At 72.4% G+C, this 17324-nt stretch carries 9 protein-coding genes; 7 read left to right on the top strand and 2 right to left on the bottom strand.

Annotated features, from left to right (window positions below; all coding sequences use genetic code 11):
- The first annotated feature begins 6 nt into the window (after positions 1–6).
- A complete protein-coding gene (locus tag OO60_RS36505; protein WP_004558908.1) occupies positions 7–978 on the top strand; it encodes an amidohydrolase family protein in 972 nt (323 codons plus the stop codon).
- Between the two features lie 6 nt (positions 979–984).
- Here the strand turns inward: OO60_RS36505 and OO60_RS36500 are convergent, their stop codons facing one another.
- Together OO60_RS36500 and OO60_RS36495 are read right to left on the bottom strand one after the other, a co-directional pair.
- Positions 985–2400 (bottom strand): M1 family metallopeptidase, encoded by a 1416-nt coding sequence (locus tag OO60_RS36500; RefSeq protein WP_240490826.1) that lies wholly within the window; start codon positions 2398–2400, stop codon positions 985–987.
- Between the two features lie 116 nt (positions 2401–2516).
- The gene (locus OO60_RS36495; protein WP_004558906.1) at positions 2517–6185 is read right to left on the bottom strand and encodes a P-loop NTPase fold protein; all 3669 of its coding nucleotides are present in this window, start codon (positions 6183–6185) and stop codon (positions 2517–2519) included.
- 202 nt (positions 6186–6387) lie between these two features.
- Here OO60_RS36495 and OO60_RS36490 point away from each other — a divergent pair, with 202 nt between their 5' ends.
- Genes OO60_RS36490 through OO60_RS36465 form a run of 6 tightly spaced genes read left to right on the top strand, consistent with a single transcriptional unit; the run spans position 6388 to position 17297 of the window.
- The gene (locus OO60_RS36490; protein ID WP_162186960.1) at positions 6388–8658 is read left to right on the top strand and encodes a VWA domain-containing protein; all 2271 of its coding nucleotides are present in this window, start codon (positions 6388–6390) and stop codon (positions 8656–8658) included.
- Positions 8659–8703: 45 nt separating this feature from the next.
- Positions 8704–11844: a tubulin-like doman-containing protein gene (locus OO60_RS36485; protein WP_004558904.1), complete on the top strand. Its 3141-nt coding sequence runs from the start codon at positions 8704–8706 to the stop codon at positions 11842–11844.
- On the top strand, positions 11841–14006 hold the full coding sequence (locus OO60_RS36480; RefSeq protein WP_156081345.1) for a serine/threonine-protein kinase: 2166 nt from the start codon (positions 11841–11843) through the stop codon (positions 14004–14006). The genes OO60_RS36485 and OO60_RS36480 overlap by 4 nt, the downstream gene beginning before the upstream one ends.
- Positions 14003–14956, top strand: coding sequence for a hypothetical protein (locus tag OO60_RS36475; protein ID WP_033263064.1), 954 nt, complete (start codon positions 14003–14005; stop codon positions 14954–14956). Before OO60_RS36480 ends, OO60_RS36475 begins: the two co-directional genes overlap by 4 nt.
- On the top strand, positions 14953–16053 hold the full coding sequence (locus OO60_RS36470) for a hypothetical protein (protein ID WP_003084173.1): 1101 nt from the start codon (positions 14953–14955) through the stop codon (positions 16051–16053). The genes OO60_RS36475 and OO60_RS36470 overlap by 4 nt, the downstream gene beginning before the upstream one ends.
- Positions 16050–17297 carry a PqqD family protein gene (locus OO60_RS36465; RefSeq protein WP_003084174.1) on the top strand — a complete coding sequence of 416 codons (1248 nt, stop codon included), beginning with the start codon at positions 16050–16052 and terminating at the stop codon, positions 17295–17297. Before OO60_RS36470 ends, OO60_RS36465 begins: the two co-directional genes overlap by 4 nt.
- The last annotated feature ends 27 nt before the right edge of the window (positions 17298–17324 follow it).

Raw genomic sequence — 17324 nt, 5'->3', positions numbered from 1 at the left:
ACCCCGATGAGCCGTGCCCAGCGCATCGACACCCACCAGCACCTGGTCCCGCCGGACTACGCGAAGTGGATGCACGAGAAGGGAATCCGGCCCGGCGGCGTCGACCTGCCCGCCTGGTCGCCGTCGGCCGCGGTGAAGTTCATGGACGGCCACGGGATCCGCACCGGCATCCTGTCGCTGTCCACCCCCGGGGTCTACTTCGGTGACGTCGCCGAAGCACGCCGCTGGGCCCGCGATGTCAACGAGTACACCGCTTCCGTGGTCTCGGATCGCCCAGACCGCTTCGGGTTCTTCGCGACACTGACCCTGCCCGACGTCGACGGCGCGCTCGCCGAAGCCGAGTACGCGCTCGACGTCCTGCACGCCGACGGCATCGTGCTGCTGGCCAACAACGACGGCCGGTACCTCGGGGACCCGGGATTCGCGCCGCTGCTGCAGTTCCTGCACGACCGGCAGGTCGCGGTGTTCGTCCACCCCGGAGAGCTGCCGGCCCCGGAGGTGCCCGGCATCCCGACGTTCACCGCGGACTTCCTCCTCGACACCACTCGCACGGCGATCAGCCTCATCCTGTCCGGCGCGCTGGCGGAGTACCCGGGGATCAAGTTCATCCTCGCCCACGCCGGCGGGTTCGTGCCCTACATCTCCTACCGGATCCTGCTGACGATGATGAGCACCAAGAACAAGGCGCAGCAGGCGTGGACGCTGCTCGACCAGAAGCACCAGGTGCCCAAGCAGCTCGCCGTGCTGCGCCAGTTCTACTACGACATCGCGCTGTCGGCCTCACCCGCGGCGCTGCCGAGCCTCCTGGAAGTGGCCGATCCGGACCACATCACCTACGGCAGCGACTTCCCCTTCGCCCCGCCGCCCGCGGTGTCGTTCCTGAACAAGCAGTTCGAGCGCTACCCGCTGGACGGTTCGCTGCGCGCGGCCATCGACCGCGGCAACTCGGAGCACCTGTTCCCGCGCCTCAAGAGCTGACCGCGGTCAGAGCGCCGGCTTGCCCGGCTGGTAGAGCCAGGTCCGGAAGAACGAGCCGAGGTCGCGGTGGGTCAGCCGCTCGACGAACTGGGTGAACTGCCGCGTCGAGACGTTGCCGTACCGGTTGGCCGCCGGCCACAGCCTGAGCACGTCGAAGAAGGCGCGGTCGCCGATCTTCGTCCGCAGCGCCTGCAGCGTCATCGCGCCCCGGTTGTAGACCAGGTCGTCGAAGATGTGGTCCCGTCCGGGGTCGGCGACCACGCCGCTCCAGTCCGTTTCGCCGGCGTAGGTGTCCGCGAAGGTCTGCTGCACCGGGATGCCGTTGTACTTCTCCTGGTAGAGCCACTCCGAGTAGGTGGCGAAGCCTTCGTTGAGCCAGATGTCCGACCAGTGCACCGGGGTGAGGCTGTCGCCGAACCACTGGTGGCCGAGTTCGTGCGCGAGCAGGTCGCCGTCGACGTCGCTGGTGCGCTGGTCGTAGACCGGCCGGCTCTGCGTCTCGAGGGCGTAGTGCACGCCGACGTCGGCGAGGATGCCGCCGGTCGAGTCGAACGGGTACGGCCCGTACACCGAGGACTCCCATTGGACGATCTGCGCGGTGGTCTGGTTGAACACCTGGCCCTGACCGGGTTTGCCGTCGATCGACTTCCCGATCGCGGTGATGTTCGGCAGGCCACCGGCGAGCGCGCCGCGGGTGACGTCGTAGCTGCCGATGGCGAGCATGCTCAGCTCGCTGGCCATCGGCTTGTTCATGGACCAGCGGAAGGTGGTCCGGTGGTCGTGCGTGGTGGTGGGCCCGGGTTCGCCGTTGGCCAGCACGGTGAGCCCGGCCGGCACGGTGATGGTCTGGGTGTAGGTCGCCTTGTCGTCGGGGGTGTCGTTCACCGGGTAGTAGGTGGCCGCACCGATCGGCTGGTTCAGCGCGACCGCGCCGTCCTTGGTGGCCACCCAGCCGGACAGGCCGAGCGCGGGGTCGTCGATCTTCTGCGGCACACCGGCGTAGCTCACCGAGACGACGAACGGGCTGCCCTTCCGCAGCCCGTAGGGCGGGGTGATGACGAGTTCCTGGGCACCACTGCGGGTGAAGGCGGCGTCCAGGCCGTTTACCGAGAGCTTGCTGATCGTCAGCGGCCCCTGGAAGTCGAGGTCGAAGCGGGAGAGGTCCTGGGTGGCCGTGGCGAGGACGGTCGTGGTGGCATCGATGGCCTGCGTGCTCGGGCTGTACGCGAGCCGGATGTCGTAGTGGCCGACGTCGTAGCCGCCGTTGCCCATGTCGGGGAAGTACGGATCCCCGGCACCGGGAGCCCCGGGCGTGAACCGCGGCGCGGCCTCCGCGGCCGGCCCGGTGACGGCCACCAGCCCGGCGGACAGGGCACAGGAGACGATCACCAGCGGAATTCGGCTACGGTTCCAGCCTCGCATCGGCCCTCCTCGGCAATCATCGACGCTGAAGAGTAGGTCCGATCGGATGGCCGGATCAACCCTGGTCCGAGGCCACGAACGTCCGGTTCGGCCGGTTCCTGACCGGATGTGCCTGTTCACCCGGCGGCGTAGTGCTGGTACGTCGCAAAGCCGTACCGCGCGATCTTCACCGACCAGGCCCGGTACCGCTCGGGACACCGGTTTTCCAGGCGCAGCCGGTTGATCTCCGCCGCGAGCACGCCCGCCAGCTCGGCACAGCCGTTGCTGCACCGCCGGAAGACGGCGACGACGTCCCGATGCTCGCCTTCGTCGGGGCAGGGCCGGACGGTGCTCAGGTGCCGGATCAGCGAGGCGAACTGCTCCGGGGAGCGGACGAGCCCGGCGGACAGCACGGCGGCCGCCTGGAAGTCCTCGCGCAGGAATTCCTCGCGGTGGCCGAACTCGCCGGCGAGGATCAGCCGGTAGATGTTCGTCAGCTTCTTCACCGCCCGCGGCCCGGGCAGGATGGCCGTCAGCGAAGCCAGCAGGTCCAGTTCGTCCTGGCTGATCCGCGGCAGGTGCGGCGGCGTCTGCCCGAGGTCGCGCGCCGACAGCGAGCGCAGGCCGGCCGCCGGTGGCGCCGCCGCCGCGGGTGACCGGCCGGGTGGCCGGGCCGGCGCCGCGGCCACGGTCTCGAGCGGTTCCCCCTTCGCCGGTTCGAGGTCGTCGAGCAGGTGACGCAGGTACTCGTCGCCGCGACGGCCCAAGGGCTGCACGGCGAACGCGAGGTTGAACACCTTGTCCAGCAACCCCAGGTCGAGCGTGCGCTGACGGCGCTCGTCGACGGCTGCGGTCCGGACGCACCGCAGGGCTTCGAACACCGCGGGCGGGTCCACCGCGACCACCACGACGAAGATTTCGAACGTCATCAGCAGGTTGACCGCCTGCAGCACCTCGACCACCCGCGCCGGCGGGCACCGGTCCAGGTCGTCGACGTAGAGCACGATCCGTTCGATTCCCGCCTGGTTCTCCGCCTTCACGACCTTGTCCAGTGCCTCGGCGAGCCGGCTGAGGTCCTGGTGGACGTACCCGGTCAGGCCGCGGTAGCGCTCGTAGCGGTTGGGCTGGGACAGCTCCTCGCGGAGTTCCGTGAACAGGAACTCCGGATCGGCCCGCTTGAGTTCGGCGGTGTTCCGGCCGACCTTGTCGTCCAGCTCCTTCGCGCGCCGGGTCAGGATGTCCGCGAGTTCGCCCGTGCGTTTCCCGGCCTTCAGGAAACCGGCGATGACCGCGGCAGCCAGGGAGACGGCCGACCCCACCCAGCCGCGGACGTCGGGGAACACGAACGCGCAGGTGACCATCAGCGCGATGAAGAGCGCGGAACAAGTACCCAGCAACCGGCCGAGCTCCGTCCAGCCGGACAACGACTTGCGATGGGCCTTGCCGGCCTTCGGATCGTCCGCGCCGGAGCGAGCTGTCGAGAACAGAGCGCGTACGAGGTGCGCCCAGGCCAAGGGGAGGAAGACCGACGTCCGGGCCTCGTCGGCTGCGGTCAGGTGCTTCTCGAGTTCCTTCCGCTGCCGCAGCAGGTGGTCCCGCTCGGTCCGGAGCTCGGCCTTGTTCCCGGTGGCCGGCGGGTCGCGCAGGGCGTCCAGCAGCCGTTCGATCAGGCCGGTCCACAGGTGGTCGTCGCTGTAGTGCCAGGCGTTGAACCGGACCTGGCGGATCTCGCGCATCCAGAACGGCGACGGCTCGTCGCGCGCGCTGTCGGCCAGCCGCTGCACGAGGTCCTCGGTCTGCAGGATCAGGCTCGATTTCCCGGAACCCCATTCCCCGAGCAGCGCGATCGAGAGCGGCGCCCGGGTCTGCTGGGCGGCGAGCAGCTCGGCGATCGAACGCACGTCGTCGTCGGTGCCGATCTGGTCGTGCGCCGTGGCGCTGTCGCCGGCGACCAGGGGGTGGGGCGGCCGCGACCACCCCGGCGGCCCCGCTTCGACCGTCGCCGGCTGCTCGGGGGCGGCGGTGCTGACCAGTTCCAGCGCGCCGTCACCGCCGCCGGCGACGATCACCTCGCCGTCGGGCATCAGGCCGATCGTTTCGACCGCGTCGACGAAGTCCGGGTAGACGTTGCCGAGGGACTTGCCGGTGCGCCGGTCCCACCGTTCGACCGAACCGTCCTCGCCGCACGAGATGATCGAACCGTCCCAAGGGGACAGCAGCAGCTTCCGGACGTCGCCGTGCCCGGTTTCGATCGGCGGGCAGACCTGGTCCATCTCCGGCACGTTCCACACGGTGATCACGCCGGAGTCCGAGCCGGCGACGGCCGTCCTCCCGTCGCCGTCGAGGGCGACCGAGTGGATCTGCCCGCCTTCGGCGGCGACGGCGGTCTTGGCCGGGAGGTTGTGCCGGTGCAGGTCGCGGAAGGTGATCCGGCCGTCGTCGGAGCCGAACACCGCGCAGGTGCCGTCGCCGGACAACGCGATCGCCGAAACCGCCTTGTCCGCGACCACCCACGGTTGCCCGATCCGCTTGTGCGTTTCGGCGTTCCAGGCGATCACCTTGCCGTCGTTGCCCCCGGAGTAGATCCGCCGCCCCGTGGGGTCGACCGCGACCGCCCACACCTTGGCCTCGTGGTCCATCGGCGTCTTGCCCACCGGCACCTTGCCGACGCGGTCCCAGACGATGATCAGGCCGTCCTCGCCGCCGGAGACGAGCTGGGTCCGGTCCTTCGGCCAGGTGGCGATGGCCGTGACCGTGTCGCGGTGCTCGACGAGCTCGGCTTCGAAATCACCGCTCCGGTTCCACAGTCGGACGGTGTGGTCGGCGCCGCCGGTGGCGACGAGGTCGTCCTCGGCGCTGACCGCGATCGCCCGGACCGCGCCCCGGTGCCCGCTGAACTGTGCGGCCAGCTTGTGCTCGTCGCGGTACCGGGCCAGCGCGCCGTCGCCACCGGCGACGACCATGATCGGCGGGGCGGCCGCCGCCGCGATGGCGACCGCGAGGATCCCCGAGTCGTGGATCTCCCGAAGCTGCTTGGACAGTCCACTGTGGATGTTCCACTGCCGCAGCACGCCATCGGAGCCGCCGGCGACGAACTCGTCACCGCCTTCGCGCACGGCCAGCGCGTGCACGACGTCCGGCTGGCCGGTCCGGAACGACTTCAGCGTCCACTTGGCCAGGTCCCAGGCGACCACGGTGCCCCCGTCGCCCCCGAGGAGCACGAGCTGCCGTCCGGCCACCGCGGCGCACCGCACGGTTTCACAGCCCGGGACCTCGACCTCGGCGAGCACCTCGGGCGCGCCGTCCACCCGCCAGATCTGGGCGATGCCGGCGTGACCGCGGGTGCCGGCCAGCACCACCTGGTCGCCGCCGGGCAGGAACGCGACGGTCCGGGGTTCCAGGCCGGTGTCGGCGGAGAACGTCCCCGTCCCGTCGTGCCTGCACACGCGGAGCGAGCGGTCGTCGCTCACGCCGGCGACCCGGTACGCCGAGACCGCCAGCCCGCGGACCGGCCGGTAGCCGCGAAGGCCGGTCAGCTCGCCGGTGCCTTCGAGGCGGTCGTCGGCCAGGCGCCACGTCAGGACCCGCCCGTTGGCTCCGGTGCTGACCAGCGCGCCGCGGCTTTCGTCCAGCGCCAGTGCCAGCGTCCCGCCCTCGTGGGCCGAGACCGCGTCGAGGCGGCGGAACGGGTGCGTCGACCACAGCCGGATCGACCCGTCGTCCGCTCCGGTCGCGAAGCGCTCGCCCGTCGCGGTGACGGCGACGGCGCGGATGTCGGTGAGGGGACGGGTGGGGTGGCCGGTCATGGCTGCACAGTCGCCGGTGGCGGGCGCATTGTTTCGGTGGCCGATCACAATCGCGCATCGGGTCGTACTCATGAGTGAACGAACCGATCGTGACGATATTGCCCGACGATTGTCGTAACAGCCGGAGCGAGCCGGTCGACATCGGGGGGTGAACTGAATCGACTGGATCACGTAACGCGGTGGAGGACCCTTGATCGGCCGGGTGAGCGGACGCACGGGCGCATTGCCCATGGCCGCGGCGGTATTGGCGTTGACATTGTTGCTGCTCTCGAGTGGGACCTGGTCCGGCGCCTCGGCGACGCCCATGCCGAGGGTCGCCGAACAGCAGGGCGTGGGGATCAAGCCGGTCCGGATGGTGATCCTGGTCGACGAGTCGGGCAGCATCAGCGCGCAGGACATGGCCCGGGAGCAGGACGCCGCAAGCCTTATCTCGCAGGCGGAGCTGTCCCCGAACTCGACCGTCTCGGTGGTCGGGTTCGCCAGTGACAGCGGCTCGAAGCCGGCGGTCGACGTGGTCTGCCCGCCGCTGACCCTGGCCGGTCCTGCCGAGCGGGAAAGAATTGCCCAATGCGTCGGTGAACTGCGGAAACGCACTACCGAGGAAGGCGCGGGAACCGATCACGCCGAGGCGCTCAAACAGGCGCTGAGCTATCTTGATCAGGGATCTTCGCCGGACGAGCAGAAAATGATCTTCCTGCTCACCGACGGCGTTCTCGACGTCGGCGACAGCCCGCGCTACGGCGTCGGCAAAACCGCACAGCAGCGCAATGCCGCGGCGCACGAGGTGATCCGGGAAAATCTTGTCAAGGCGCGGGACGCGCACGTGCAGATCTGGCCACTCGGATTCGGGAATGTCGACAAGTCGGCGCTCGACGAGTTCGCGCAGGGCGGTTTCCAGAACGGCTGCGGGCCGGGCGTGCCCCAGCCGTCGGCCACCGTCGTGTCCGGTTCGGCCGACGTCGCCGCGGCGCTGCTGCGCTCGTTCAGCTCCGGCAGCTGCACCGGGACCGGCCCGGTGACGCAGAACCAGCTCGGCTCCGGGGCCGGCCTCGACGTGCCGGTGACGGTGCCGGCGATCGCGACCGACGGCTCGATCGTGGTGGTCAAGCACGACGGGCGGGTCGCCGTCGAGTACGTCGACCCGCAGGGCACCGTCGTGCCCAAGAGCGGGAAGACCGCCTCCGGCCAGTTCTCCGTCAGCGGCGAAAGCGGCGCGGTCGAGGTGCTGCACGTGGTCGACCCGCTGCCCGGCACCTGGCACGTCCGGCTGACGTCGCTGCCGGACATCCCGCCGCAGAACGTGCTGACCACGGTGACCTGGCGTGGCGCCGCGCAGGCCCAGCTGCTCGTCGATCCGCCGTCGCCGGCCGCGGGCCAGGAGGTCACCGTGTCGCTGCAGGTCGTGCTGCGCGGCGGCCGGCCGGTGACCGATCCGAACCTGTTGCAGGGCCTCAACTTCGGGGTCGCGATGGAAAGCCCGAAGCTGCCGGCGCAGCAGCTCACCCTGCGCGACGACGGCCAGGGGCCGGACAGCGCCCCCGACGGGACCTACTCCGGCCGCACCACGATCCCCGCGGCGGCGGCGGGCCAGGTGACCTTCCACGGCACCGTGTCGGGGATCGGCATCAGCGCGGCCGACGCGCTCGCCGCCGTCCGGGTGGCGCCCGGAGTCCCGGTGGTGCTCGCCACGACCACCCTGCCGACGATCGCCACGAAGGTCGCGCCGGGGCAGTCCGCGGCGGCGCAGGTGTCGGTCACGAACAACTCCGGGCAGCGGCGGCGGCTGCGGATCGAGGTCCGCACGACCGGCCACGCCGCCATCACCGTGCCCGACGCCGTCCACGACGCCGACCCGGGGATCAGCAACTTCGGCTTCCAGCTGGTGGTGGCCGGGAACAGCGCGGACGGCGTGACGACCGGGACGGTGCGGCTGGTCGACGACGCCGACCCGGCGACGGTCTACCACGAACGCGCGTTCACCCTCGACGTGGAACGGCCCGGCCCGCCGTTCCCGTGGCTGCCGGTCCTCGGCGGGCTCGCGCTGGCGCTGATCCTGCTGGCGGCCGTGGCCGCGGTCGTGGCGCGCCGCCGCACCCAGGAGGTCAAGGACCTCACCGTGCAGGCCGTCCGCAACGGCCACCGCACCTACCTCCACGCCGAGGACCACAACGCGGTGCTGTTCCCGTTCGTGGTCAGCACCCAGACCCGGGTCCCGGAGCTGCACCACACGAAACCCGGCGACCCGGACGCCTTCCTGCTCACCCGGTCCCGCGCCGGGCTGCGGATCAGGACGCCGTACGGGGAAACCCGCCAGGCCCAGCTCGACGAGGAGGTCGAAGTCGGCGACGGGCTGACGCTCGTGGTGACCCAGCCCCTGATCCGCGCCGGCGACGACGGGGACGACCCCGGTGACGACTACGCGGCCACCGCGTCCGGACCGGACGCGGTCGCGCCCGGCGATCCCCTGCTGTGACCCGCTGACCCGACGACCCACCGGGGCGACCCGGCAGGAGGACCCATGCAGATCTACCAGCCGATGTTGTTCGTCGGTCTCGGCGGCACCGGCTGCCGGATCGGCGCCGAGCTCGAACGCAAGCTCCGCGAAGAACTGTGCGGCCCGGACGGCACCGCGCTGCGCGACCGGATGCCCGGGGAGCAGATGCTCACCTACCAGCTGCCCGGCTGCCTGCAGTTCGTCTACGCCGACCTGGCCGAAGACGAGTTCGGGCACATCGAGAGCCGGGTGGTGCCCGACCGCATCCACCTGCCCGCCGCCGAACGCACGTACACGATGGTCCGCGAACTGGTGCCGCCGTACGACACCTATCCCGAGGTGGCACGCAGCCTGCGGCTCAGCTCGCAGCCGGTGGTCGACGGCTGGCTGCCGCCGCCGGAGCAGGAACCCCGCGTCGGGCCGCTGGCCAAGGGCGCGGGCCAGCTGCCGACGGTCGGGCGCGCGGCCTTGTTCGAGACGTTCCGGTTCGGCCTGGCGCCCGCCAAGACCTCGCTGCTCAAGGCGATCGGCCAGATCAACAACTCCGGCGGCCAGCTGTCCCGGCTCGGGGGCAAGCTGCGCGACTCCGTCGACGTCTTCGTCGCCTTCTCGGTCGCCGGCGGGACCGGTTCGGGGCTGTTCTTCGACTACCTGCACCTCATCGGCGACGCGCTGGCCGACCAGCGGTACAAGGCGCGGATCTTCCCGCTGGTCCTGATGCCGTCGGCGTTCGAGGACGGGCTCGGCGGCGGCCGCGCGGCCGAGCTCAACGCCGCGTCCGCGCTGCTGGACCTGTTCCGGCTGGTCGACGACCAGAACTCGCAGGTCGCCGGCACCGCGCTGGACCGGCGCGGGATCAACGGCTCGCTCGCCGTGCGCTACCCCGGCGGCAACGAGATCCGGTTGCGCGCCTCCACCGTGCAGACGGCGTTCCTGTTCAGCCTCACCGCCGGGATGCACCGCGACGACCTGCACCGCTCGGTCGTCTCGCTGCTGCTGTCCCTGGTCGGCACCGACCTGCCGGCCGATCCCGACGGCAACCAGTACGCCGACCGGAACTTCCAGTCCTTCGCCGACAGCTTCATCAACAGCTCCAGTGAACGCGGGATCTCCGCGGCCACCGGGATCGGCAAGCGCGGGGTGTCCACCAGCGCGGTCGCGTCGATGACCGTGCCCGCCGAGGACCTGGCCGACATCGTCTCGTCGCGGCTGCTCGCCGACGCGATCGAGGAGATGGCCACGCCGAGCGGGATGGCGGGGGAGAACAACCGCGAGCTGATCACCCGGATGTTCCGGGAGGCCAACATCGACCCGCTGCTGAACCGGGCGCCGCTGCCGATCAACTCGCCGGCCGCGGTCGACGGCGGCGAGGAGATCCTGGCGATGCTCAACACCCGCAAGCGCACGATGGAGTCGTCGATCCACGCGCTGGAACAGACGCTGGTGCAGGACGTCCCGGACCTGGCCAACCAGTTCGACCCGGCCAAGGCGGTCGCCAAGCTCGTCGGCGACACCGGCGTGTTCCGGCTCGGCCGGGTGCTCTTCGGCGACGCCGCGCTGACCGAGCCGTTGAGCAACAAGGGGTTCGCCAAGATCGTCGACAGCAGGCGCGGCGAACCCGCGCCCCCGCAGGGCATCCCGCTCGGCGGTCCGGCACCCGAGGTCAAGAAGACCAAGTGGTGGAAGAAGATCCGCTTCTCCGACCCGGTCGTCCAGGAGTCGCTCAAGCGGCAGGACGCCTGGTTCGCCTGGCGGGCGCAGCGGGCCTGGCACGCGGCGTGGAACGCCCAGGCACCGCGCTGGGAGCGCAAGCTGCGCGCGAGCGAACGCGAGCTTTCCGCGCTGCTGGACGCCTTCCGGGAGCACGCCCGCACCGAGGACGCCCGGTTCAACCGCCGGGCGAAGGCGCTCTACGAGCCGCGCGTCGGCGTGTCGTACCTGTTGCCGCGTCAGGGACAGCTGTCGTCGTTCTACACCGCGGTGGTGCGCCGGCTGGTCGCGGTCTACGCCGAGCAGAGCAGGCTGCTGCCGACCGCGACGCCCGCCGTCGTCGTCGACGCGATCATCGGCCCCCAGGGCTGGCAGGCGGCCTACGGCGAGTTCGCCGAGTTCGGTGTCCAGAGCGGGCCGGAGCGGGCCGTGGCGAAGCTGCGGGAGCTGATCAAGGCCGAGGTGATGCGGCTGTTCCGCTACCGGGACGACGTCCACCAGCCGCTGCTGGCGGGGCTGCACGACCTGCTCGCCGCGGCGGCGGGCCGCAACACGGGCTCGGTCGGCACCGACGACCTCGCGCAGTTCCGGGAGAAGCTGGCCGGGCTGGTGCCGGGCGGGTTCGCGCCGAGCGGCCGCGGGCGGCTGAAGATCCTCTTCTCCTACCCGTCGCCGGCCGGCAAGCGCGACGCCGAGCTGGAGAAGTTCCTGCGGCAGGAGGTGAACCTGCCCCGCGAGGTGGACGCGGTGCCCGAGTTCCGGCCGATCGACGCCGAGTCGATCGTGGTGGTGCTGTTCCGCTCGTCGATGGGGCTCACCGAGGTGCCCGAGGTGCAGAAGGTGCTGGTCAACTGGGCGGACGCGGTCGCGGAGGGCCGCAAGCACGACTTCCTGCCCTGGCGGCAGCGCACCGGGTACCGGTTCGGCTACCTCGCCACGACGGCCGAAGACCGGGCGCGCATCCTGCACCACATCCTCTGCGCGGCGTGGAACGGGTACCTGCGCACCGAGGGCGACCCGCAGTCCCCGGACTCGGTCGACGTCTACCTCGGCGACTCCGACCTCAACATGCGGCTCGAGCTGACGCCGTACTCCCCGCTGTCGAGCTGGAGCAGCCTGATCACCGCCTACGAGCGCTGGGTGCTCGCCGACAACGAGCAGATCCGGCAGGACTTCTGCGACCGGCTGATGGAGACGAAACCGCTGGGCCTCGACGGGAAGCTGGTCGCGCCGGACCCGGTGTTCACCACCCTGGTGTCGCTGGCCCGCACCGAGGCCAAGGAGACCGCCGAGCTGCTGGCGGAGGGCCGCAGTTCGGGACGGCGGCGGCTCGAGGCGATCCAGGAGTTCTGGACCACGACGTTCGAAGCGGCGCTGGCCCTGCGGTTCGCCGGGAGCGAAGACGCCCACCAGGAGAACCTCGCCGACCTGCACGAGTGGTGGGTGACCCGGTGACACCGGCGGCGGTGCAGGTGCTCGACATCCGCGGCGGCGGCCCCGATCTGTCCTTTTTGGATAGTCTGGACCGGGCGGGTGCGCACCGGCTCGGCCTGCCGGGGCGGGTCGTGGTCGTCGACGCGACGGACTGCCTGCTCGCCAACCACGACCGCTACCAGCGGCTGGTCTCGCTGCCCCACGTGCGGGCGGTGATCTGCGTGGCGGTCGGCCCGCTCCACCACGACGACGAGGTGTCCCTGCGCCAGTCCGCGGCCTTCCGCTCGGCGGGGGTCACGCTCTGGGTCGGCGACGAACGGGGCAGCCGCTGGGCGGGCGGCACCAGCCGGCCGCTGCCGGTCCTGGACGGCCCGGAGGTCCTCCCGGACCTGGTGTGCGCGCTGGGCAGCGTGGAGATCTTCGACGAGGTCCACGCGGCCGTGCAGCAGGTGCCGTACCAGACCGCGTGTCCCGGGCTGAACGTCGTGCGGGCCGCCCTCGACCGGGAAAGCCTGCGGGCGATGCACCGCGTGGTGCTCGCGGACCTGGCCGACCGCAGCGCGGCGGAACTGCCCGCGCCGGCGGCCCCGGCCCCGCCGCGCGCCGGTGCCCAGGCCGATCCGGCGCTCGACGTCGTCGTCCCCGGATCGCCCCTCGGCAAGAACCGGCAGGCGTTGCGGCAGGCCGTCGACACGACCGCGGACGCCGCGGCCGCGGTGGCCCGGACCGCCGGGCTGCTGCGCGGCGGACCCCCCGTGGAGCCCGCCCGCGTCCGGGCCGCGTTCGACGGCAGGCTGGACCGGATCGACGACCTGCTCGTCCTGATGGACCGGCAGGCCGCTGGGCACGGCGGGGAGGAACTGACCCGGCTCGGCGTGCCGGCGGGCGACCCGCCCGACCACCCCCGGCTCGCCGGGCAGCTGCGCGAGCTGGTCCGGGCCGAGCTGAGCCGCGGCCGCTCGCTGCGGGACCTGAGCGCCACCCTCCGCGCCGTCGCCAACCGCAGCATGGCGCCGGACGTCGAGAAGTTCCGAGCCGAGCTGCGCTCGCTGCGCCGCCACCTGACGCCCGAAGCCATCCGGCTCCCGGCGTCGGCCTGGCTCGGGCCGGCCGCGGTCACGGCCGTGCTGGCGGGGCTCTGCGCGGGCGTGGTCACGTGGCTGGCTTCGTGGCCGGCCGGCGCCGGGGTGGCGCTGGCCGGGACGCTGCTGGTGGCGCTGTTCGCCGTCCGGTACCCCGGCCGGTCACCCGGTCCGGGCACCCTGCTGCCCGCCGTCGCCGCCGCGGCGCTCGTCGCGGCGGCCGGGGCGTATGCGGGGACGCTCCCGCCGCCCGCGGACACCGGGCCGCCGGGTGCGGTACCGGCGGTCGTGGGGGCCGTGGCCGTGCTGGCCGCGGGCGTCTCGCTGGCGTGGCGCCGGGCGACCGCGAAGTGGCTGGCCGCCCTGCGGATCCCGGAGACGCGGGAGGCCGTCCAGCGCGCGGAGTCGCTGGTGGCGGCCAAGATCACCGAGCACGTCCGCGGGATGGCCCACGCGAGGCGGCTGACGGACGCCGCACTGGCGCTGGCTTCGGACACCGGCGCCCTCGCCGACCTGTACCGGCTGCGGGCCGGACCGGAGTCCGGGCAGCGGATCGAGGTCCTGCCGGACCTGGTCACCGTCCTGCGCGAAGACCTGATCACGTTGGTCATGCGCGCGCTCGACGACCAGTTCGCGACGATCGGCACCGACGTCGCGCTGAGTCCCACCCCCGCCGAGCTGACGGCGGACGCGGAGCGGGAACTCGGTGCGTACGAACAGTTCCTGGACGACCACGGCATCTACCGCAAGCCAGGGCCGGCCGGCGACGGCGGCGCGCGGGACCGGCTCAACCTGGCTTTCTGGCAACGCTCCGAAGCGGCCCGGCGGGCGCTGCGCACCGACGGGCGCGGCGAGTTCGTCCAGCTGTGCCGGATCGGCGACATCCGCGCGCTCGACGTCGGCTGGCGTGGCACGCGCGTGCTGCGGTTCGCGCCGGAAGCCGCCCAGCGCGCGCTGGTCGGGGCCGGCGACGAGCCGGTGCTCACCGCCGACCTCGAACTGGCCGGGGCCCTGCGGCTGGTGCCCCTCGCCGCCGGCCGGGTCGTGCACCAGCACCCGGCCGCCACCGGGCGGGACGAAGAGGACGGATCACCGACATGACGGGGACGACCGAGGCGGACGCGCTGTCCGGGTGCGACCTCGACGGCAGGTTCGCCCGCTGGAAGCTGATCGACCGCGAGGACCTCGCCCTGCCGGGCTCCCGCCTGCGCACCTGCCGGGTCCAGACGACCGACGGCGCGACCCTGATCCTGCGCACCACGCACGCCGACGGCGACGAGGGGACCCGGCTGCTGCTGGACAACGAGATCCGCGCGCTGGCCCGGCTCACCCGCGCCTTCCCGGACTGGCGGCCGCGGCCGTTCCCCGCGCTGGTCGGCTACGCCATGGACGTCCCGCGGCCGTGGGCGCTGTTCGGCGACTACGCCGGCGTCCCGGTCCGGACGGCGGCCGACCGGCTGCTCGGGGCCCAGCTGCGGGACTTCATGGTCAACCTGTTCGACGCGCTCGCGCACCTGTCCCTGGTCGAGGTGGTGCACGGGCGGCTCGGGCCGGACAGCGTCCGGGTCGACGGCGACCGCGTCCAGCTGGTGCTCTTCGAAGACGCCGCGTTCACCGGTGAGCGGGGCCGGCTCGGCGCCGCCCCGGCGGCTTCGCGGACGGACCTGGTCGCGGCCGGCCACCTGCTGTACGAGGCGTTCACCGGGCACCCGGTCCGCGGCGGGCGGCCGGACCTGGCCGAGGTGCCGCTGCTCGCCGCCCGGCTCGGCGACCTGTTCACCGGGACCGGCCCCGGTCCCGACGCCGCCGAGGTGCTGCGGCGGCTCGGCCGCGAAGACGTCCCCCGGCTCGAAGGGCGGGACGAGCTGGACGCCGGCCGGGCCGCCTTCGACCTGGCGCGACGGCGCAAGTCGCCGCCGAAGCCACCGGCCCCGCTGCCGCCACCGCCGTCCTCGCGCCGCCGGTCGTCGCGGACCGTGGCGCTGGTCGCGGCGGCCGCCGCCCTCCTCGTCGTGGCCGTCCTCGTCGTCCTGATCGGAGTGTCCGCGTGAACCCCCTCGCCGAGCGCGTGATCACGTGCCCGACCTGTCTGGACAAGTTCGGCTGGAACGACACCGAACTCCTGGAGTACTCGCCGAAGGAAGGCCGGTACAGCCCGGCGGTCTGGCCGGACCACGGCAACCCCGCCAAGGTCGCCGACGCGCGCAGCCGCTGGTACGTCCGCTGCCCGAACCCGTCGAAGGACAGTCCCAACCACTACCTGCCCGCGACCTACGTCGACTACGACGACCCGCTGGTGATCGCGCTGGTCGGGCGGCCGCTGTCGGGCAAGACGCACCTGGTCGTGGCGATGATCCGCGAACTGCTGGGCGGCAGCGCCGCGGGCGCGGCCGGGCTCACCGCGAAGGCACTGGACTACCACCAGCACGTCACGTTCAAGCGGACCTTCCTCGACACCTTCGAAAAGGGCGACAAGCTGCCGGCGACGCTCAACGAGTCGGGCACCCACCTGGCGTGGCTGGTCGTGGAGCACGGCCCGGTCCGGCGGCCGCTGGTGTTCTTCGACGTCGCGGGCGAGGACTTCCGCGCCAGCGACGAAAACGGGCGGCACACCCGGTTCCTCGTCGCGGCGGGCGCCTTGCTGTTCGTCGAGGACGCGCCGCACGTGCTGCGCAACTTCGCCGAGGCGCACGACCTGGCGAAGGACCCTTCGCTGTCGAGCCCGTTCGGCGCCAACGCGACTAACGAGTTCATCCAGGAGGCGATCAACCGCCTGCCCGGTGGCGGCAGGCACCTGCCGGCCGTGGTCGCGCTGACGAAGTCGGACCGGCTGCGGTACCTGGCCCCGGCCGACCGCTGGCTGCGTCACGAGCCGGGCGGCCGGGTCGACCCGGCCGACCTGGTCGCCGAGAGCCGCGACGTCTACGCGCTGCTGCACCGCGCCAACGCCACGTCGATGACCAAGCTGTACCAGGACTTCCGCGACTGCACGATGCACTTCGTCTCGGCGACCGGCGGCGCGGCGGGCGAGGACGGCCGCTTCGGCTCGGGGATCCGCCCGATGCGGGTGATGGTGCCCCTGCTGTCCCTGCTCGCGATGGCCGGCGTGGTCCCGGTGGCCACCCGGTCGCAGGGAGTGCGCCGATGAGCTACCCGGGTGCGGTGGAGCAGATCCTGTTCGGCCTGACCCCGCAGGGCGGGCTCGGGGTGACCGCGGCCTCCCGCGGGGTCGACTACCAGGCGCGGACGGCGTGGAACAGCAGGCTCAACAAGTACAACCGGCTCAACCCGACGTTCGGGCCGGAGGGCGCTTGGGTGCCGAGCCGGGCGTTCTCGTACTTCGAGTTCGGCAACGGCGACGCCGCGGTGCTCGCCCGGTTCGACACCGACCGGGACGGCCGCAACAGCTCGCACGCGCTCGTCGGCCCGGCCGGCGTGCTGGCGCCGCACGCGATGTTCCTCTCGCGGTGGCCGGGCTGGCGCCAGGACGCGCGCGAGCCGTTGTGCGTGGAGGACCCGGCCGCCTGGAACGCGCTGCGGGAGCCGTGGCTGGCCGAGGCGTGCGATGCGGTCGGCGCCGACTACGGCACCCTGCTGCTCCTGCTGGAATCCGTGCTGTCGGACGACGACGACGAGTACTTGACGGTCTTCGGCCACCGCAACCCGCTGCCGTTCCTCACCATCGCCAAGGAGATCCTCGACCCGGTCCTGTCGACCCCGGGTGACCGGTTCGCGTGGACCTTTTCGACGTACGAGGATTCGGACACCCGGCGCGAGGCGTCACCGGCCAACGACGGGGCACCGCGGTTCTGGTGCGTGCTGCGGCTGCCGGAGTCGGGCGAGACGGCGCGGCGCCGGGTCGGGGCCGGCGGCCCGGCCGGGGAAAGCCCGGTTTCGGCGCTGGTGCGTGAGCTGGCCGAGCAGTACTCGGCGGACCCGGAGGCGTACCGGAAGGACGTCCGGGCCAGGCTCGACGGGCAGCACCGGCGTGACCGGCGGCTGACGGCCCTGACCCAGGAGACGCCGGCCCGCGACCCCCTGCCCCCCGCCACCCCGCCGTCCGTCCCGGAGCACCGGCGTCCGGCGGAAACCCCGCGGGTCACCGGAGCCGAACCGGTGGCGGTCCTGTTCGACCGGCTCGACCGGGCCCAGCAGACCGAAGCGGACCGCGCGGCCCTGCAGCGGATCCGGGCGGAGTGGGCGGTGCTGACGCGCCAGTCGAACATCGCGCGGCGGCTGGAGAACCAGCTGCACGTCCAGGCCAGGGTGCTCGGGGTGGCGCTGGCGATCAGCGTGCTGACGATGCTGCTGACGCTGGTCTTCTGGCCCCGCCCAGCCGCGCCCGCGCCGCCCGCGCCGCTGACGGTGACCGTCCCGGCCGTCCCGACGTGACGCCTCACCGGGTCCCGAGGCGGCCGG

The organism is Amycolatopsis vancoresmycina (assembly GCF_000716785.1).
Lineage (GTDB): Bacteria > Actinomycetota > Actinomycetes > Mycobacteriales > Pseudonocardiaceae > Amycolatopsis > Amycolatopsis vancoresmycina.
This window is presented reverse-complemented; position numbering and strand designations above follow the sequence as displayed.

Excerpts from the sequence above, each read along its gene's own strand:
- OO60_RS36505 (WP_004558908.1), top strand. The coding sequence starts at position 7 with ATGAGCCGTGCCCAGCGCATCGACACCCACCAGCACCTGGTCCCGCCG.
- OO60_RS36500 (WP_240490826.1), bottom strand. The coding sequence starts at position 2,400 with ATGCGAGGCTGGAACCGTAGCCGAATTCCGCTGGTGATCGTCTCCTGT.
- OO60_RS36495 (WP_004558906.1), bottom strand. The coding sequence starts at position 6,185 with ATGACCGGCCACCCCACCCGTCCCCTCACCGACATCCGCGCCGTCGCC.
- OO60_RS36485 (WP_004558904.1), top strand. The coding sequence starts at position 8,704 with ATGCAGATCTACCAGCCGATGTTGTTCGTCGGTCTCGGCGGCACCGGC.
- OO60_RS36475 (WP_033263064.1), top strand. The coding sequence starts at position 14,003 with ATGACGGGGACGACCGAGGCGGACGCGCTGTCCGGGTGCGACCTCGAC.
- OO60_RS36465 (WP_003084174.1), top strand. The coding sequence starts at position 16,050 with ATGAGCTACCCGGGTGCGGTGGAGCAGATCCTGTTCGGCCTGACCCCG.